This window comes from Mesorhizobium sp. P2_D1, assembly GCF_056404455.1.
This window is the reverse complement of record NZ_JBFUDZ010000005.1, coordinates 14,942-34,563: the sequence shown is the minus strand read 5'-3', so window position 1 is coordinate 34,563 and position 19,622 is coordinate 14,942. Positions and strand designations below refer to the sequence as shown.

The 19,622-nt window shown below is 63.5% G+C and carries 12 protein-coding genes; 8 read left to right on the top strand and 4 right to left on the bottom strand.

Annotated elements, in window-relative coordinates:
* The first annotated feature begins 52 nt into the window (after window positions 1-52).
* The 4 genes from AC1D0I_RS06445 (at window position 53) to AC1D0I_RS06430 (ending at window position 4,730) form a co-directional block, all read left to right on the top strand.
* The gene (locus tag AC1D0I_RS06445) at window positions 53-1,564 is read left to right on the top strand and encodes a sugar ABC transporter ATP-binding protein (protein ID WP_477393807.1); all 1,512 of its coding nucleotides are present in this window, start codon (window positions 53-55) and stop codon (window positions 1,562-1,564) included.
* Window positions 1,565-1,643: 79 nt separating this feature from the next.
* Window positions 1,644-2,639 (top strand): ABC transporter permease, encoded by a 996-nt coding sequence (locus AC1D0I_RS06440; protein ID WP_477393805.1) that lies wholly within the window; start codon window positions 1,644-1,646, stop codon window positions 2,637-2,639.
* A 47-nt stretch (window positions 2,640-2,686) separates the two neighbouring features.
* Complete coding sequence (locus tag AC1D0I_RS06435; protein WP_457150317.1) at window positions 2,687-3,739, top strand: substrate-binding domain-containing protein; 1,053 nt, start codon at window positions 2,687-2,689, stop codon at window positions 3,737-3,739.
* Between the two features lie 142 nt (window positions 3,740-3,881).
* Complete coding sequence (locus AC1D0I_RS06430; protein WP_477393804.1) at window positions 3,882-4,730, top strand: acyl-CoA thioester hydrolase/BAAT C-terminal domain-containing protein; 849 nt, start codon at window positions 3,882-3,884, stop codon at window positions 4,728-4,730.
* Between the two features lie 41 nt (window positions 4,731-4,771).
* Here AC1D0I_RS06430 and AC1D0I_RS06425 read toward each other — a convergent pair whose 3' ends face one another.
* Together AC1D0I_RS06425 and AC1D0I_RS06420 are read right to left on the bottom strand one after the other, a co-directional pair.
* Window positions 4,772-6,826: a bifunctional aldolase/short-chain dehydrogenase gene (locus AC1D0I_RS06425; protein ID WP_477393802.1), complete on the bottom strand. Its 2,055-nt coding sequence runs from the start codon at window positions 6,824-6,826 to the stop codon at window positions 4,772-4,774.
* A gap of 92 nt (window positions 6,827-6,918) precedes the next feature.
* Complete coding sequence (locus AC1D0I_RS06420) at window positions 6,919-7,884, bottom strand: sugar-binding transcriptional regulator (RefSeq protein WP_457150319.1); 966 nt, start codon at window positions 7,882-7,884, stop codon at window positions 6,919-6,921.
* A gap of 191 nt (window positions 7,885-8,075) precedes the next feature.
* On the opposite strand from AC1D0I_RS06420, the gene AC1D0I_RS06415 reads away from it, so the two are divergent.
* The 4 genes from AC1D0I_RS06415 to AC1D0I_RS06400 all read left to right on the top strand — a co-directional run bounded on the left by AC1D0I_RS06415 (window position 8,076) and on the right by AC1D0I_RS06400 (window position 15,064).
* Window positions 8,076-9,716 (top strand): acyl-CoA synthetase, encoded by a 1,641-nt coding sequence (locus tag AC1D0I_RS06415; protein WP_477393800.1) that lies wholly within the window; start codon window positions 8,076-8,078, stop codon window positions 9,714-9,716.
* Between the two features lie 186 nt (window positions 9,717-9,902).
* On the top strand, window positions 9,903-10,511 hold the full coding sequence (locus AC1D0I_RS06410) for a TetR/AcrR family transcriptional regulator (protein WP_095088192.1): 609 nt from the start codon (window positions 9,903-9,905) through the stop codon (window positions 10,509-10,511).
* Window positions 10,512-10,564: 53 nt separating this feature from the next.
* Window positions 10,565-11,713 (top strand): efflux RND transporter periplasmic adaptor subunit, encoded by a 1,149-nt coding sequence (locus AC1D0I_RS06405; protein WP_477393798.1) that lies wholly within the window; start codon window positions 10,565-10,567, stop codon window positions 11,711-11,713.
* Between the two features lie 204 nt (window positions 11,714-11,917).
* A complete protein-coding gene (locus AC1D0I_RS06400) occupies window positions 11,918-15,064 on the top strand; it encodes an efflux RND transporter permease subunit (RefSeq protein WP_477393796.1) in 3,147 nt (1,048 codons plus the stop codon).
* 66 nt (window positions 15,065-15,130) lie between these two features.
* Here the strand turns inward: AC1D0I_RS06400 and AC1D0I_RS06395 are convergent, their stop codons facing one another.
* Together AC1D0I_RS06395 and AC1D0I_RS06390 are read right to left on the bottom strand one after the other, a co-directional pair.
* Complete coding sequence (locus tag AC1D0I_RS06395; RefSeq protein WP_095088261.1) at window positions 15,131-16,840, bottom strand: APC family permease; 1,710 nt, start codon at window positions 16,838-16,840, stop codon at window positions 15,131-15,133.
* 403 nt (window positions 16,841-17,243) lie between these two features.
* Window positions 17,244-19,613: a DUF1989 domain-containing protein gene (locus AC1D0I_RS06390; RefSeq protein WP_477393794.1), complete on the bottom strand. Its 2,370-nt coding sequence runs from the start codon at window positions 19,611-19,613 to the stop codon at window positions 17,244-17,246.
* Between the last annotated feature and the right edge of the window lie 9 nt (window positions 19,614-19,622).

The following is a 19,622-nucleotide window of genomic DNA, read 5'->3' as shown; positions in this document are numbered from 1 at the left end:
TCGTGTTGACAATTGCCGATGTAGCTCATAGCGTCATGTCAGGGAGGAACGCATGGTCGGCAATGCCGTGTTCCGCGCAGAGGGGCTGAGGAAATCCTTTGGCCAGAACGAGGTGCTTGGCGGCGTCTCGCTGGAGCTGCATGCCGGCGAAGTGACGGTGCTGATGGGCGCCAACGGCGCCGGCAAATCCACCCTCGTCAAGATCATCAGTGGCGTCTATGAGCGCGGCGAAGGTTCGATGGGCCTCGCCGGACAGGCCTTCGCGCCGAACACGCCGGCGGAAGCGATCCGCGCCGGCGTCGTCACCGTGCACCAGAACATCAATGACGGTGTCGTCGCCGATCTCGATGTCGCCACCAATTTGACCCTCGACCGCTTGAGCGGCAGCGGCGCTTCGTTCCTGTTCAATCCGGCGCGCGTGCGTCGCCAGGCAAAGGCCGTCGCCGACCGCATGGGGCTGGCCATCGATCTCAAAGCGCGCGTCAGCGATCTTTCGCTGGCCGATCGCCAGATGGTGGCGATAGCCCGCGCTTTGGCGCATCAGCCGAAAGTGCTGATCCTCGACGAGCCGACCTCGTCGCTGTCCAGCGCCGAAGCCGATCGGCTGTTTGCGCTGATCGACAGGCTGCGCGAGCAGGGCGTCGCGATCCTCTACATCTCTCACCGCATGTCGGACATCCGGCGGCTTGCCGATCGTATCGTCTCGATGCGCGACGGCGTCATCTCTGGCGTCTTCGACAAGAAACCGCTCGACTATGAAGGCGCCGTCAACGCCATGCTCGGGCGCAAGATCCACCTCGACCAGATCGTCGTCAGGAATTCAGCCAAGGCGATCCTGACAATCGAAGGGCTGCGCATAGCGCAAGGCGCCAGGCCGATCTCGCTGACGCTCGGCGACGGCGAGGTTGTTGCCATCACCGGCCTCGTCGGCGTCGGCAAGACGGCGCTGGCCGAGACGCTGTTTGGCGTGCGCAAGCCGCTCGGTGGCACGATGGTGCTGAACGGCAAGCCCTATGCGCCTGAAACAACAGGCGAGGCGATCGCCGCCGGCGTGTTCCTCGTCGCCAAGGACCGCGGCGAGAACGGTATCGTCAGCGGCTTCAATATCCAGGAAAATATCAGCCTGCCGTTTCACAAGCGCATGTCGCGCCTCGGTGTTCTCAGACGCCGTCTGGAGCGCAGCACCGCGCGCCGGCAGATCGAGGAACTGGGCATCGTCTGCCGCTCCGAGAAGGACGAGCTGGCAGCACTTTCCGGCGGCAACCAGCAGAAGGTGATGGTCGCCCGCTGGATGGCGCAGGATGCCGGGCTGTTCATTCTGGATGAGCCGTTCCAGGGCGTCGACATTTCGGCCCGGCGCGACATTGCCGCCAAGCTCAGGGCAAGTGCCAACGGCCGCGCCACGCTGCTGTTCGTCACCGAGCTCGACGAGGCGCTGGAGACCGCCGACCGCATCCTGGTGATGTCCGAGCAAACCATCGTCGGCGAGCATCGCAATGCCGATGTCGATCTCGATCGCCTGCTGGCCGAGGTCGCCGGCGGACCGCTGCACAGCGCCGCCTGAGCGTGGCGGCAACGAATTGGAATGGAGAGACCATGGGTTCGAGTTGGGTAGAAATCGCAGCGGCGCGAGAGAGCGCTGAATGACGTTGCGAGACCATGCCATTCGCTACGGCTTCATCGTGCTTTTGTTCGGTTTGATCGCCTATTTCGCGATCGCCGCCGACGGTTTCGTTTCGCCGCAAAGTGCCGTCTTCATCTTCCAGTCGGTCGCCATCACCGGCGTGCTGGCACTCGGCGTCACCGCCACGCTCGTCGTCRGCGGCTTTGACCTGTCGATCGGCTCGGTTGCCACATCAGCCATGATGGCGGCGGCCTATGTCATGGTGGTGCTGGAGCAGAACGCTCTCGTCGCGGTCGTCGTCTGCCTGCTCATCGGCGCCATTGTCGGCCTCATCAATGGCTGGCTGATCGTCTACATGCGCGTGCCCGATCTCCTGGCGACGCTCGGCATGATGTTCCTGCTGGTCGGCCTGCAGCGCATCCCGACCGAGGGCCGTTCGATCGCCACCGGCATGACCATGCCGGACGGTTCGGTCGCCAATGGCAAGTTCAGCGACGCTTTCCTGGCGCTTGGCCGCCACCGCTTCGATTTCTTCATCCCGAACCTCATTCCGGTGTCGGTGGTGGTGCTGCTCGTGCTCGCCGTGCTGATCTGGTTCTTCCTCGAATACACGCGTTTCGGGCGCATGATGTATGCGGTCGGCAGCAATGAACGTGCCGCCGAACTCGCCGGCGCGCCTGTCAAGGCATACAAGATCTGGGCCTACGTTATTTCAGGAGTTTTTGCCTCGATCGGCGGCATTTTGCTCGCCGCCCGACTTGGACGCGGCGACATCGCCTCGGGTAATAATCTGCTGCTTGACGCTGTCGCCGCGGCGCTCATCGGCTACGCGGTGCTTGGCGCCGCCAAGCCGAACGCCTTCGGCACTGCCGTCGGCGCGCTGTTCGTCGGCATCTTGCTGCAAGGCCTGACGATGATGAACGCGCCTTACTACACGCAGGATTTCGTCAAGGGCGTGGTTCTGGTCGTCGCCCTTGTCTTCACCTTTGCCCTTTCGGGCAGGGGCAGGAGATAGCTTTCGACCGGATAGGATTTGGGTTCAACAAGAGTGGAGGAAACAAGGTGAACATTACGAGAAGACTTCTGGGGAAGGTGGCACTCGGGCTGGCCGGGGCGACCATGCTGATGCAGTTCCCGGCACTGGCCGCGGACAAGCCGGCGCCTTTCGACAAGCCCGGCGTCAAGATCGCGCTGGTGCGCTATCTCTCGACCGGCGACTTCTTCCAGGCCTATCTCTCGGGCGTCGAGGCGCAGTCGAAGGCGCTCGGCATCGACCTGCGCGTGCTCGACAGCCGCCAGGACGCCGCCCTTCAGTCCGACATGGTCGACCAGGCCATAGCGCTTGGCGTGCAGGGAATCATCATCCAGCACGGCCTGACGGAATCGATGAAGGACGCCGCCCAGCGCGCGGTCGACGCCGGCATCAAGGTGGTGGCTTTCGACGTCAATGTCGAAAACCCCAAGATCCCGCAGGTCGAACAGTCCGACCGCGACCTCGCGCGCCTCGCTCTCGAGCAGGCGGTCAAGGACAATGGCGAGAGCTGGAAGGCCGGCTATGTCTATGTCGCCGGCATCGCGCCGCTCGACCGCCGCAACGAGACCTGGGTCGACGTCAAGAAGAAGCATGCCGGCATCAGCGAAGTCGCGATGTTCGGCACGCTCGACAACCCGATCGCCAACTCCGTCGCCAACCAGGCGCGTTCTGTGCTGTCGGCCCACCCCGACATCAAGGTGATGTTTGCCCCCTATGACGAATTCGCCAAGGGCGTGAAGATCGCCGTCGACGAGGCGGGTTTGAACAAGGGCATCAAGATCTACTCGGCCGACATCTCGACGTCGGATATTGCCGCGATGCGTGAGCCCGACAGCGCCTGGGCGGCAACCGCCGCCACCAATCCGGCCGTCGTCGGCCAGGTCTCGGTGCGCGCGCTGGCACAGCTGCTCGCCGGCGAAGACCCCGGCCACAACGTCGTCGTGCCGCCGACGCTGATCACCCAGAAGGACCTCGTCGACAAGGACATCAAGAACATGGAGGACCTGTCGGCCAAGCTGCCGCAGTTCGCCCATGCCGATGTCGCGATGCCGGCCTGGATGCCGAACCCGAACGCCAAGTAGTTTTCGCAAACTTGGAACCGCTAGCCGCCTGCAGCAGCTTGTTGCGGGCGGCTTTTTTGTCGAAGGTCCTGGCACGACCGGCTTGCCGAAAACGCCAGTTTTGCGATGCTGGAAAAATCAGCCGCGAAAGTGCCGGTTCAGCATGGAATCGCAGACGGTAATCGAGGAAAACCTGTCCGGCACTGTCACCGGAAGATTGTTTCGATGCACGCGGGCCACCACGGGCGTCGTGGTGTTGGGTGGATCGAGTGGCCGTGTCGATGTTGGGCGCGCGAGGCTCTTTGCAAACGAGGGTCAGTCAGCCCTGGCGCTGCAATGGTTTGGCGGTGAGGGCCAGGTTCCCGGAATCTGCGAGGTTCCCCTCGAAACGTTCTTTGCCGCAACCGACTGTCTCCTTGAAACAGGTTGCCGTCGCATCGTCTATGTCGGCACATCCAAGGGTGCCGAGGCTTCATTGCTCGCGGCGGTCCACGACCAGCGGATCAACGCCGTGGTCGCTATCAGCCCATCATCCGTGGTTTGGGGAAATATCGGTGCGGGCCGGGATGGCGTCAGCTGGCCTGAACGATCCTCATGGTCGCTCAACGGTATTCCCCTGCCGTTTGTACCGACAGATCCAGACTGGACGCCAGAGCATGTGGATGGCCTGGTCGCTTACAGGGGGCTTTTCGAACGCTGCTTGAAAACCTTCAAGCGGGAGGCAAAGGCGGCAGCCATCCCCGTTGAGACCGCGTCAGCCGAGATTCTGCTTGTCGCGGGTGGCGACGATGCGCTGTGGCCCTCCCTATCGTTCGCGACAGATATCGCTCGGCGGTGCGGCGAAGCAGGCAAGGTCACGCATCTCATTTCGTCGCCGGATGCGGGTCACCGCATCCTGTTGCCATGCGAAAATACACCACGCTCCGCATTGCATGTGCACGGCGGCAACGACGAGGCCGATTCAGAGCTGGGCAAAAAGGCTTGGGAAGGCATCCGTGGGCTGCTGTGGTAGCAGTTCACGGATGCCTGCATGCCTGTTTCGATCGGTTCCGCCTACCGCATCGCCGCCGCGATGTTGCCGCCGTCGACCGTCGTCACATCGGCGGTGGTGCGATCAGCCAGTGCGTGGTGCAGGAAGGCCTGCGCCACGTCCTGCGCCGTCACTTCCTGGCCGAGCAGATTGCCGGACATGTAGTCCTTCTCCGACACGCCGCGCGCGCCGGAGCGGCTGGCGATCATGGCGTCGGTCAAAAGTCCGGAGCGGATGCGGTCGGCGTTGACGGCGTTCGAGCGGATGCCGTGGGCGCCATAGTCGAGCGCATATTGCCTGGACAGGAACAGCGTCGCCGCCTTCGGCACGCCATAGGCGCCGAACTTCGGACCCGGATTGACCGCCTGCTTGGAGGTGTTGAACAGAAGCACGCCGCCGGTGCCCTGTTCGAGCATGATGCGCACGGCATTCTGCGCCACCGACTGGTGGGCGAAGAAATTGAGCTCGAAACTCCTGCGCAAAAGCGCATCGTCGAGCTCGCCGATCCGGCCTTCCCAGGCGGCACCCGCATTGGAGACCAGGATGTCGACGCCGCCGAAGACGGCGACCGCCTTGTCGAAGGCGGCGCGCACCTGGCGCGGGTCGGTGATGTCAGCGGCGAAGCCGATCGAGTTGTTGCCGGCCTTCTTCGCCGCCTCGGCTGCCTTTTCGGCGTCGAGATCGACAACGACGGCATGGGCGCCGTTGTCGGCGAACAGCCTGGCCGTCGCCGCACCGATCGCGCCGGCACCGCCGGTGATCAGCACCACCTGGCCGGTCAGCGGCTTCGGCTTGTTGGAAGCGAGCTTGGCCTGTTCCAGCGACCAGTATTCGAGCGGGAACAGGTCGGCCTTGGAGAGCGGATGAAACCGGCCGACCGCCTCGGCGCCGCGCACTGCCTCGATCCACATTTCCCCGACATCCGAAGCGATCTTCGCATCCTTCAGCGTGCGGCCGTGGCCGAACATGCCGAGGCCCGGCACCAGCGTCAGGCGCGGCATCTGGTCGAGCATGGTGCGCTTGACGTCGTCGAGCGCATCATTGGTTTCGAAATAGGCGCGGTAGTCCCTGGCGAAGGCCTCGACGTGCTCCTTGATCACGGCCTTGTAGTCGCCGACCTTGTCGGCATCGGGCGCCGGCAGTGCCATCGGCCCGGTCTTGATGCGGATCGACAGATCGGGCGTCGACACGCCGCGCCCGGCATAGTCGGCGATCTCAGCTGAATTGATGAAATCGACGATCGCCTCTGAGGTGCGGAAGTCGCTGATCATGCGGTCGAAACGGCCTTCGCCGCGTGCCACCGCCACAGCCCCGCGCAGCGTCGGTGCGATAGCCGCCGGTGTCGCGAGCTTTGCCGGCAATGCTGCCTTTGCCGCTGTCGGCTTGGCGTTCTTGGCGACGTAGTCCTCGGCGACATTCACATAGTGGATCATCCGGTCGTAGGCCTGCCTGGCGTCGTCGCCGAAGGTGAAGATGCCATGCTTGTCGAGGATCAGGCCCTCGACCGACGGATCGGCGTCAAAGATGTCGGCCGCCGCCTTGGCGAGGTCGAAGCCGGGCATGATGTAGGGCACATAACCCATCTTCGCACCGAACACCGTCTCCACCAGCCGTTTGCTGTCCTTCTGGTCGACGATGGCCAGGATGGCGGTCGAATGCGTGTGGTCGACGAATTTATGCGGCAGGAAGGCATGCAGCAGCGTCTCCACCGAAGGGTTGGGCGAGGACGGGTCGATGAGGTTGGCGCGTTGCAGCGCAACCATGTCTTCGTCGGCCAATCTGTTCAGTGCGCGGGCCTTGAGCAGCGGCTTGAGCTTGACCGCCGGCAGGCCCTGCGGCTCGATGACACCCATGTCCCAGCCGCTGCCCTTGACGCACAGCACGTCCCACTGGTCGCCGACGAGATCGGTGGCCGTCGTCTTGCACGACGTGTTGCCGCCGCCATGCAGGACCAGCCGTGGCTCGCCGCCCAGCAGCCGCGTCGTGTAGACGCGCAGCGCCAGGTCGCGGCCGACACCCTTTTTTGCATAGTCGGCAACGAGTTTTTCGGCTGCGTCGTCGTTCCACAGGTTCTTCATGTTCGCTTCGTCCGGTTGTTGTCTTTGATGGTGAAACAGGAATGCCGCGACGCTTTGATGACAATGCGCCGGCGGCGGAAATATGTGTTTTCCTAGGAGGCCTTTTCTGTCGTGGCAGCCGCGTGATCCAGCAGCCTCTGCGCCATGCGTGCGCCAACCACCAGATGCGTGCAAAGTCCGCCGGCGATCGCCGCAAGCAGCGGTTCGAACTTGCTGTCCTCCTGCACGACCATCAGGCGCCTGGCGATGGCGCGCAGCGAGGCAAGCTCGGCCGAGATCACCCGGCGGTTGTAGCTGCAGTCGAGCACCTTGCCGTCGGCGTCGATGATCTGCCCGGCAATGACGCCGGCAGCACCTCGACTGCGCAGCTCCGCCATTTCGCCTGATGTCAGCGCGCCGCATTTGACCAGATGGCTGTCGGCGTCGACAGCGCCGACCGAGTACAGCGCCAGATCGCATTCACCGACGCCTGACAATTGCTCGCGGATCACTGGTTCGGCACGCAACGCGCGCGCCAACTCTTCCGTCGACAGCACCAGCGGGGCGTAGAAGTTGAGCCCCTTGGCGTTGAGCCGCCGCGCGATTTCCATCGTGCATTGGTCTGGCCGGTAGGAATAGGGCGCGCCGAGATTGCCGCAGAGCTGCACCACGGTGACATCCTGCAGGTCGGCATAGGACATGATATCGGCGATCATGTAGACGGTGCGGCCCCAGGCGACGCCGATGCGGTCGCCCTTCTTGACCAGTTCGAGAAAGACGCTTGCCGCCAGCACGGCGATTTCCGTCGACGGATCGGCGATATGGTCGTTTTCCGGCGCGATCCAGACGGCGTCGAGGCCCAGCGCGTCCTCGAGCTTGCGCGCGAGCACATCGTCGGTGAAAAGCTGGGTCGAGGTCGAGATGTTGACGATGCCGGTCTCGCGCGCCTTGCGCAGATACATGGCGACCGAGGCACGGGAAATGTTAAGCTGGCTCGCCACCTGGTCCTGTCGCAGGCCATGGGCGTAGTAGAGCCAGGCGGCCTTGTGGATGAGCTGTTCTGCCGGTCGGATCGCCATGCCGTCTCCTCGGCTGACATTATTCACGGCCTTCGACAAAAGTCAAACCAGGCCAAGGTATACGATGCCTTTTCATCAGCTGAATCTAGATCATCATTGTGCCAAATGCGCTCTATCGCGGCATCGTTGGTGGTGACGCGGCCCGAGCCTGTGATTAGAACATCTCAAAGAAGAAACTCGGGGAGGACGGGATGGGCAATCCTTACGAACAGGATCTCGACAAGAACGCGGCCAACCACCAGCCGCTGACGCCGCTCACCTATCTGGAGCGCGCGGCAAAGACCTATCCCGACCATGTCGCCATCATCCATGGCCGCCAGCGCATCGACTATCGCACCTTCTGGCGCCGGTCGTTGAAGCTTGGCTCGGCCCTTCAGAAGCGCGGCATCGGCAAGGGCGACACCGTCACGGTCATGCTGTCCAACACGCCGCCGATGCTGGAAGCGCATTTCGGCGTGCCGATGACCAGGGCGGTGCTGCACTCACTCAACACCCGCCTCGATGCCGCCGTCATCGCCTTCCAGCTCGATCATGCCGAGAGCAAGATACTGATCGTCGATCGCGAGTTCTCCAACGTCGTCAAGCAGGCCCTGGAACTGGCCAAGGTCAAGCCGCTGGTCATCGACTATGACGATCCCGACTACGCTGCCGACGCGCCGTATCCGAAGGGCGAGCGCATAGGCACATCAGACTACGAGGATTTCATCGCAAGCGGCGACGACGACTTCGCCTGGTCGATGCCCGACGATGAGTGGGACGCCATTTCGCTCAACTACACCTCCGGCACCACTGGCAATCCGAAAGGCGTCGTCTACCACCATCGGGGTGCTGCCCTCATGGCCTACACCAACACCATCCATGCCGGCATGGCCAAGCACGCCGTCTATCTTTGGACGCTGCCGATGTTCCACTGCAATGGCTGGTGCTTTCCATGGACGCTCGCCGTCCAGGCGGGCACTCATGTCTGCCTGCGCTGGGTGCGGCCGAAGCCGATCTACGATGCGATCGCCGACCATGGCGTCACCCATCTGTGCGGCGCGCCGGTCGTCATGTCGGTGCTGATCAATGCGAAGGACGAGGACAAGCGCGAATTCGCGCAGACCGTCACCTTCAACACCGCGGCTGCTCCGCCACCGGAGGCCGTGTTGTCCGGCATGGCCGATGCCGGCTTCGCCGTCACCCATCTCTACGGACTGACCGAGACCTATGGTCCGGCCGTCGTCAACGAATGGCACGGCGCCTGGGACAATCTCGAAAAGGGCGAGCGCAGTGTCAAGAAGGCGCGGCAGGGTGTGCGCTATGCAGCGCTCGAAGGCCTGACCGTCATGGATCCCGAGACAATGCGGACGACGCCGGCGGATGGCGAGACCATCGGCGAGGTCATGTTCCGCGGCAACATCGTCATGAAGGGCTATCTCAAGAACCGCAAGGCGAGCGACGAAGCCTTTGCCGGCGGCTGGTTCCACTCCGGCGATCTCGGCGTCATGCACGCCGACGGCTATATCCAGCTCAAGGACCGCTCCAAGGACATCATCATTTCCGGCGGCGAGAACATCTCGTCGATCGAGGTCGAGGATGCGCTCTACAAGCATCCCTCGGTTGCCTCTTGCGGCGTCGTCGCCAGGGCCGATGACAAATGGGGCGAGGTGCCGGTCGCCTATGTCGAACTGAAGCCCGGCAAGGCGGCGACCGAGGCCGAGATCATCGAGCATTGCCGCGCACTGCTAGCCCGCTTCAAGGTGCCGAAGGCGGTGATCTTCGCCGAAATCCCGAAGACCTCGACCGGCAAGATCCAGAAGTTCCGGCTACGGGAAATGGCCAAGGTCGCCTGACGTCTAGGGCAGCCCCTCTCGAAAATATTTTCAGCGACCCGCATCCTCGGGCCGCCTGGAGACGTCTGTTGGATGTCACCAGCTGTCACCAATCGTACGCGTACATCGATTTCGCGTTGACAGGTCGGCCATTTCGATTTACGACTGACGAAAATTGAAATTCGTCAGTCGTAAACAAAGAGACCCATGTCCGAAGCCGCCAACATAGTCGCCGCCGACGTCGCCCGACAGGAAAATGTGACGCGCATTCTCGACTGCGCCGAGCGCCTGTTCCGGCACTACGGTTACGGCAAGACCAATGTCGCCGACATCGCCCGTGAACTCGGCATGTCGCCGGCCAATATCTACCGCTTCTTCGCCACCAAGGTCGAAATCCACCAGGCCGTCTGCGGCAGGATGCTCGGTGCCAGCTACAAGATGGCCTACGAGATTTGCCACCTGCCGATCAGCGCCGAGGAGCGGCTTCGGCGCTACGTACATGCGCAGTACAAGATGACGATGGAAGTCATGCTCGACGAGCAGAAGGTCCATGAAATGGTCATCGTCGCGCTCGAACGCGATTGGGGCGTCATCGACAAGCACGTCGACAGCATCCACGATCTGTTCGCGGAAGTCATCCGCGATGGCATCGAGGCCGGCGAGTTCAGGGAACAGGATCCGGTGATCGCGTCGCGCTGCTTCGGCGCCGCCACAGTCATCCTGTGCCATCCGCAGATGGTGGCGCAGTGTCTTGCCAAGACCAACCGGGCGATGCCCGACGACCTCATCGACTATGCAATCAAGGCCTTGAAATAGCGCCGCACTCTGGTGCCGGTGTCGACCATTCATCTCCCAGTCGGAGTAGCAAGATGTCTTTGTCCCGTTCCATCCTTCGCAAGCTGCCGGTCGCCGGCCTGATCGTCGCGGCGCTCGGGCTTGCCGGCTGCTCGCAGGAGAAAGCCGAGGTCAAGGACATCATCCGCCCGGTCAAGGTCGTCGAGATCGCCCAGGCGCATGACACCCGCACGCTCTCCTATTCCGGTTCGGTGCGGGCCCGCACCGAAAGCGCCCTGGCGTTCCGGGTCAACGGCAAGATCACGGAGCGCCTTGTCGACATCGGTCAGCACGTGGCCTCCGGCGATGTACTCGCCCGCATCGATCCCATCGATTACGACCTTTCGGTCAAAAGCGCTCAGGCAGCGCTCGATGCCGCCGAGCGGCAGGTCGAGACGGTCGAGCTTGCCCGCAAGCGCGCCGAGCAGCTTTTTGCCAAGGATTTTGCACCGAAATCGCAGCTCGAACAGGCGACGCTGAGCTATGACCAGGCGGTCGCCACCCGCGATTCTGCTCGCTCGTCGCTCGACCAGGCCAAGAACCAGGCCGGCTACACCGACCTCAAGGCCGACAGGGACGGCATCGTCACCGCCGTCAGCGCCGATGTCGGCCAGGTGGTTGGCTCCGGCACGCCGGTTGTCACCGTCGCGGTCGACGGCGAAAAGGAAGTGCTGATCGCGGTTCCGGAAATGGAAATCGCCGAGTTCAAGCCGGGCAAGGTCGTAAAGGCGGGCTTCTGGTCCGACGACGCACTCGCGCTCGAGGGCAAGGTCCGCGAAGTCGCTGGCAGCGCCGATCCGCAGTCGCGCACCTTTGCCGTTCGCGTCAGTCTGCCCAACGATCCGCGCGTGCTGCTCGGCATGACCGCCAGCATCGAAGCATCGGCGGCCAATGAGCGGCAGCTCGTTTCGATCCCGCTGAGCGCGCTGGCCAAGCAAGACAGCCAGTCGATCGTCTGGACCGTCGATCGCGGCGCCGACACCGTCCACGCCCGCCCGGTCAAGGTCGCCAAGTTCGCCGCCGATGGCGTGCGGGTCGCCGAGGGATTGCAGCCCGGCGATGTCGTGGTCGCTGCCGGCACGCAGTTCATGACCGAGAACCTGAAAGTGAAACTTGCCGCCGACACGGTGCTGCAATCTGCTTCTGCGGCCGGCGATGACAGCGACACCAGGCAGGTGCGCTGACGACAGACACCGGCTGCGCGTTCCCGCAGCCGCTGGTTTCCGGGCGGCAAACGCTCGAACCGAGGCGCTCGATTGATGTGACCCCCCGCGCATCAATTTTCGCGTCCCCAACCGCGATGAGTGTTCTCCGCTCGGAGAGCCTTGCCGCCCGGAAGCCACCACCGAACCGCGATCTTGTTGCGCTAAAAAGATGGACCTGCATCGATGACCAATTCCACGGACGAGAAGCGGCCCTTCAACCTGTCGCGCTGGGCAATCGGCCATCCCTCCATTGCTCGGTTCCTGTTCGGCCTGATCATCATTGCCGGTGCGCTCGGCCTGATGCGCATGGGCCAGAAGGAAGATCCCGATTTCACCTTCCGGGTGATGGTCGTCCAGGCGATATGGCCCGGCTCCTCGATCCAGGAGATGGAAGACCAGGTCGTCAACAAGATCGAACGCAAGCTGCAGGAAACGCCGCACCTCGATTTCGTGCGCTCGTTCACGCGCGCCGGCAGCGCCATCATCACGGTCCAGATCAAGGGCGACACCAACGCCGCCGAGGTGGCGGACGCCTTCTATCAGGTACGCAAGAAGGTGGGCGATATTGCTGGCGATCTGCCGCAAGGCCTGCTCGGACCGTATTTCAACGATGAATTCGGCGACACCTTCATCACGCTGCATTCGATCAGTGGCGATGGCTTCAGCTATCCCGAGCTGAAGAAGTTCGCCATCCAGGCGCGCGACATGCTTTTGACCACGCCCGGCGTCGAGAAGGCCGTCATCATCGGCGACCAGCCGGAAAAGCTCTATATCGACATCTCCTCCAAGGCGCTCTCCGAACGCGGCCTGACGCTGACCGATCTGCAGAACGCGATCAAGGGACAGAACAATGTCGACCCGGCCGGCTCCGTCGACACCGGCACCAATTCGGTGCGCATTTCGGTCGAGGGCGACGTCAGCAAGGTCGAGGATATCCGCAACCTGCGCTTGCGCGCCGGCGGCCAGGTCACCCGGCTCGGCGACATCGCCACGGTGACGTCGGGGCTGGAAGATCCTTTCCAGCGCAAATACCGCTTCAACGGTCATGACAGCGTGCAGCTTGGCGTCGTCATGGCCAAGGGCTTCAAGGTCACCGATGTCGGCAAGGAGGTCGAGGCGACCTACAAGCGCTTTGAGGAGGCGCTGCCCTATGGCGTTTCGGTCGACCAGATCTCTGACCAGCCGGGCGTCGTCACCGATGCGGTCGCCGAATTCATGCACGCGCTCGGCGAAGCGCTGCTGATCGTGCTCGTCGTCTCGTTCCTGTCGATCGGCTGGCGTTCCGGCCTGGTCATCGCCATCGCGATTCCACTGGTGCTGGCCGCCACTTTCGCCATCATGTACGAACTCGGCATCGACCTGCAGCGCATCTCGCTCGGCGCGCTGATCATCGCGCTCGGCCTGCTCGTCGACGACGCCATGATCGTCGTCGAGATGATGGAGCGCAAGCTGGAAGAGGGGCTGGTCAAGATCGAGGCGGCGAGCTTCGCCTATTCCTCGACCGCCTTCCCGATGCTGACCGGCACGCTCATCACCACCGCCGGCTTCATCCCGGTCGGCTTCGCCGCCTCGACGGCCGGCGAATATGTGCGCACGCTGTTTTATGTCGTGGGCATCGCGTTAATCGTCTCGTGGTTCGTCGCGGTCTATTTCACGCCGTGGCTCGGCTACATGATCCTCAAGCAGCGCAAGCATGCTGGCAGCCATCACGACGTCTTCGACACGCGCTTTTATCGCCGGCTGCGCTCGACCGTCGGCTGGGCCGTGCGCCACCGCGTCATCGTGCTTGTCATGACCCTGGTAACCTTCGGCACCAGCCTGTGGGCGTTCCAGTTCATCCCGCAGAACTTCTTCCCACAATCGTCTCGGCCCGAAATACTCGTCGATCTCTGGCTGCCGGAGGGCACCAGCATCAAGGAAGTCGAGGTGCAGGCCAAGGCGCTTGAAGCCAAGATGATGGACGACAAGGACAAGCGTTTCATCGCCACCTATATCGGCGAAGGCGCGCCGCGCTTCTTCCTGCCGCTCGACCAGCAACTGAGCAATCCGAACTTCGCCCAGCTTCTGGTGATGGCCAATGACGAGCCGGCCCGCGAACGGCTGATCGTCAAGCTGCGCACCGTCCTGGCCGAGGACTTCCCGTCCATCCGCGCCAAGGTCGACCGCCTGTTCCTCGGCCCGCCGACCGGCTGGCCGGTGCAGATGCGGGTCATGGGCCCGGACCGCCAGGAGGTGCGCCGCATCGCCGACCAGGTGAAGGCCAAGTTCCGCGAAGATCCGCTGCTTGGCGCCGTCCATGACGATTGGCTCGAGCCGGTGCCGGCGATGAAGCTGGTCATCGACCAGGATCGCGCCCGTGCGCTTGGCGTGACCTCGCAGCGCATCCGCCAGATGCTGCAGGCGACCATGTCCGGCGCGCCGCTCGACGACTTCCGCGACGGCGAGGAGACAGTGTCCATCGTCGCCCGCGAGCCGGATGCCAGCCGCAGCCTGCTGTCCTCGGTCGACTCCGTCTATATCCCGACCGATTTCGGCGGCTTCGTGCCGCTGTCGCAGGTCGCCAAGGTGGTGCCGGTGCTGGAGCAAGGCATCGAATGGCGGCGTAACCGCTTGCCGACCATCAGCGTGCGGGCAACGCTGCCCGACGGCGTGCAGTCCAACGACGTCGTCACCAAGTTGTACAAGGACATGCAGGGTCTGCGCGATGGGCTGGCACCTGGCTACAAGATCGAGATCCAGGGCGGTGCCGAGGATTCGGCCGAAAGCCAGGCCTCGATCGCCGCCAAGGCGCCGATCATGCTGGCCATCATCGTCGTGCTCTTGATGATCCAGCTGCAGAATTTCGGCAAGGCGATGCTCGTGCTGGCGACCGGCCCGCTCGGCATCATCGGTGCTGCCGCGGCCCTTCTGATCAGCGGCGCGCCGTTCGGCTTCGTCGCCATCCTCGGCGTCATCGCGCTGCTCGGCATCATCATGCGCAACTCGATCATTCTGGTCGACCAGATCGACCAGGACATAGCGGCGGGCATGGAGCGATCCGAAGCGATCATCGGCTCGGCCGTGCGCCGTTTCCGGCCGATCACGCTGACCGCCTTGACGGCGGTGCTGGCGCTGATCCCGATCTCGCGCGCCGTGTTCTGGGGGCCGCTCGCCTACGCCATGATGGGCGGCATCCTGGTTGCCACCGTGCTGACCATCCTGGTGCTGCCGGCGGGCTACGCCCTGTTCTTCGGCCGCGAGCCCAAGAAGCACGGGGCGGAGGGGCGGATCGACGATCTGGAACTGATCCCGGAAGCCGAGAAGCCACAACTGGCGCTGGCCGCCGAATAGACCGCCTGCGCCAGCTGAAAAGGATCGGGCGCGCCAAAGCGCGCCCGATCCTTTTCATTTCCGAGGTCAGATGACGAAATACCAGTTGGCGAGCAGCATCACCACCACGCCGGCGACCAGTGTCAGGTAGGGCAGCATGCCCGCCTTCTTGACCGCCAGATCGGACGAACTCATGCCGAGGTCGGCCAGCATATGGTCGGGGAACTTGCCGCCGTCCTGGATGTAGTGGCGGAAGCAGAACACCGGGATGATCAAGGCCGCGGTGATCAGTCCGGCCCACAGCGCCATCGGATTCCACACCTTGGCGCCGGCGCCCATGAAGATCGCGTTGACATAGGCGAAGATGGCGCCGACGCCGAGCAGCCAGCTCGGCGCCTTCCACGGCCGCGCGATATGGCCGTTGTCGATGCGATGGATCCAGCCGGCGTTGAGGTTGAGGAAGTTGAAGATGATGTAGCCGCAGTTCGACACGGCGAGGATGAAGAAGAAGCTCGTCGCGTCGGCCGAAGCGATGGCCAGCACGATCAGGTTGAAGCAAAGGTCGGTCCACATGGCCCGTGTCGGTGCGCCATGCTCGTTGACGTGGCTCAGATAGCGCGGCAGCCAGCCGTCGACCGAGCCCTGGTAGAGCGTGCGCGAAGAACCCGCCATCGCCGTCATGATGCACAGCACCAGGGCCAGGATCATCAGCATCACCAGCAGGCTGTGGATCAGCGCTCCGCCACCGACCATGCCGGCCAGCGCATCGGCGACACCGGAGCCGTCGACGATCGGGGTGGCCAGCATTCCGTTCAAGCCGAGCACGCCCTGGAAGGTGAACGGCACCAGGATGAACAGCAGCATGCAGAGCAAGCCGGAATAGAAGATGGCCTTGAACGTGTCGGTGCCGGGGTTCTTGAATTCGGAGGTGTAGCAGACGGCGGTCTCGAAACCGTAGGTCGACCAGGCGGCGATGAACATGCCGCCGAGCACGAGCGTCCAGCCGGCGATGTTCCAGGCGCCGGGCTCCGGCGCGTAGGCGGCCGCCAGTGGCACCAGCGGCGAAAAATTCGCCCAGTTGATCTGGCCGGTGAAAATCGGCACGACGCCGACGATCAACATCGGGATGATGACCAGCAGGCCGATATATTTCTGCACATTGGCGGTGCCCAGAATGCCGCGATGCTGGATCGAGAAGATGATCAGCATCAGCACGGCGCCGATGAAGAAAGTGGCGTTGAAGGTGAAGGAGACCGGGCCCAGCGTGTGGCTGTACAGCGTCCAGTTGCGGATCGCCGGCGTCGCGGCAGCGGTCACCGCCGTGATCGCGTCGGCGGCACTGGTGCCGGCATGGGCCGCGATATAGGCGACGACATCGGGCGAGGTTTCGGTGAACAGCGGCACCGGCGCCAGCGCGTTGAGGATATAGGCGGCGGCGATCGAGCAGCCGAGCGACAGCACCGGCGACCAGGCGAACCAGTTGCACCACACCGACAGCGGCGCGATGAACTTGGAATAGCGCAGCCAGGCAGTGGCGCCATAGATCGAGGCGCCGCCCGACTTGTTCGGAAACAGGCCGGCGATCTCGGCATAGGTGAAGGATTGCAGGAAGCCCATGATCATGGAGGCGATCCAGATCGCGAAGGCCAGCGTGCCGGTCGTGCCGGCAATGCCGCCGATCGAAAACAGGACAAGGGCAGGGACGCCGCTGGCCACCCAGAAGGCGCCGCGCCAGTCGATATTCCGGTGCAGCTTGCTCTCGGCAAGCGGCTCCAGCGTAGTGCTTATCGTGCTCATKTGTKTGGGTTCCCCTTTTTGATGTTCCCCGTCCGTGACGGCCGCGACTTCGCGAGGCTTYGTCATCGACGCATGCRTTGGGCGGCTGCCGGTGTTTCCACTCAGTCGTATTTTTTTCTTAGCAGTGAAGATTGATCCGGCGCGCTTTCACGTCAAGCGTTTTGTGAAACCATGCACATCACGCTTGCGAAACATGTCAGCTTCGAACTGCTGCGGGCGGGATTGTTCGAAAGAAGGACCAGGGGTCTGAAATGAAAAACCCGCCTGAAGCGGGTCACGGCGCAAATCATCACCATCCCCAAATCAATAGCATAACTGCCGGCATTTGTCGATCGAAATGCCTAGCCGCGGCGATCGCCCAGACTGCCGGCGCGGCTTTCGAAGGCTTGCGAGTGAAGCGCGGTCAGGAGCGCGGTCTGGTCTTCTGCGGATCGTAATGGGCAAAGGCGACGACGCGCGCCGGCAGCCGTTTGGCATGGCCGTCGAGCTTGCCGATCTCGACCTCGGTACCAACAGCGGCGTGGGTGACGTCGAGCCGCGCCAGCGCGATGGTCTTGTTCAGCACCGGCGAGCGCATGCCTGACGTGACCACGCCGATCTGGGCGCGGCCGACATGCACGCAATCGCCATGGCCGACATCGACATTGGCGTCGATGTCGAGGCCGACCAGTTTTGTCTGCGGGTTTTCCTTGCGCCGAATCAGCGCCTCGCGGCCGATGAAATCGTCGGTCTTGCTCTTCAACGGCACGGTGAAGCCGATGCCGGCCTCGAACGGGTCGGTCTGGTCCGAAAATTCGTAGCCGGCGAAGATCAGTCCGGCCTCGATGCGCACCATGTCGAGCGCCTGCAGTCCCATCGGCTTCAGCCCGTGCGGTTGGCCGGCCTCCCAGATGGCGTCGAACACTTTTTCGGCGTCGCGCGGATGGCACCAGATCTCGTAGCCGAGCTCGCCGGTGTAGCCGGTGCGCGAGACGACGACCGGGATGCCGTTGCCGCCACCGATGCGGGCGACGGCGAAACGGAACCATTCGAGCTCGTCAATCGACGGCTGCAGCGGTGAGGTCCAGATAACCTCCCTCAGGATGTCGCGGCTTTTCGGGCCCTGCACGGCGATATTGTGCATCTGGTCGGTCGACGAGCGGACCAGGACGTTGAGGCCGAGCTTCTTCGCCGTTTCGCGCAACCATTCGCCGGACAGATCGTCGCCGCCGACCCAGCGGAAATTGTCCTTGCCGAGCCGCAGCAGCGTGCCGTCATCGATCATGCCACCATGCTCGTAGCACATGGCGGAATACACGACCTGGCCGACGCCAAGCTTTTTGACGTCGCGCGTCAGCGTGTATTGCAGCAGCGCCTCCGAATCCGGCCCGGTGACCTCGAACTTGCGCAGCGGCGACAGGTCCATGATCACGGCATCCTGCCGGCAGGCCCAGTATTCGTCGATGGGGCCTTGCCTGGCGAAGGAATTGGCCAGCCAGTAGCCCCTGTACTCGACGAAGTTGCGGGTGTGCTTGGCAAAGCTCGAATGAAAGGAGGTCTCGCGGGTCATTTTCGGTTCCGAATCAGGCGTCATGCGTCTGGCGATCGCTCGCGAAAATTTGTGCTGGCCGGAATAGGTCCGCACATGGATGTCGGTCAGGTTCCAGCCATTGGCCGGCGTCGTGTCGTCGGGGCAGGCTGAGGAAACGCAGACGATGTCGGTCAGCGCCTTGAGCAGCACATAGTCGCCCGGCCGCGACCACGGCTCGTCCGACACCATGACGCCATGCGCGTCGATCGCCGTATTGAAGAAGAAGTTGATCGCCATCCAGCCGGCACGTGGCGTGACGCCCTTGTCCGACAGCGCGCGATTGAAATTCTCCGAGCAGTTGGTGTGGCCGGGATAGCCGATGTCGTCGTAATATTTGGCCGCGCAGGCGAGCGCGAAGGCATCGTGCCGGCCGCACGTGTCCTGCACGACCTCGACCAGCGGCTCCATGTCCTGGTCGTAGTATTTCGAATGCAGGCCGGGCATCGGATAGCTCGCGCCCATCAGCGTGCGGGTCGTCGTCACGTCGAGCGGATGGTCGAGACCCTTGTCCAGCTTGCGCGCCGAAAAGCACTGGAAGTCGGTGCACTGGCGCCCGTCGACATCGATGATCTGCAGATAGTCGCCGGCCTTGACGAAGTAGGATTCCGCCGTCGCCGAGTGGACGCGCAGGTCGAGCACCGGCTCGGCGAGCGGGTCGGCCAATTGCGACTTCGCCGCCGGACGGATCGTGGCGCGCCGGACGATAACGCCGAGCGGCGTCGCCGTGTCGTGGCCATCGACCAGCATCGGCCCGCCGGGCGCGGCGATGACCATCGCGCCGTCGCGCACGACATTGAAACCCTGCTCGGTGCCGGCCGGCGTGGTGCCACCGAACACGCGTACCGCCTTCGCCTGATCAAGCTGCACCTGCCGGCGCGCAAGCCCGCGCCGCAACGCGCCAAGACTGTCGTCACCCTCGGCCAAAAGCGCCTTGATGCCGGCAGCATTGATGTTCGATGTTTCGCCAAAAATGCCGGGGTCGGTCACGCCGGCCTTGTCCCACGCCAGCAATTCGCAGGCCTGGCCGCCCTCGACATTGCGAACCGTTAGGGTATCGCCGGACTCGACTTCGATGAGGACGGCGCCATTGCCCTGGATGGTATAGCGCTCCATGCCAGGCGGCAGCGCGATCTGGCCGGGCCTCAGGATGAGGCTCGGCCGTGGGGGTCCGGCAGCGACGGCAGGGTAGGGCGACTGGCTCATCTCAGCCTT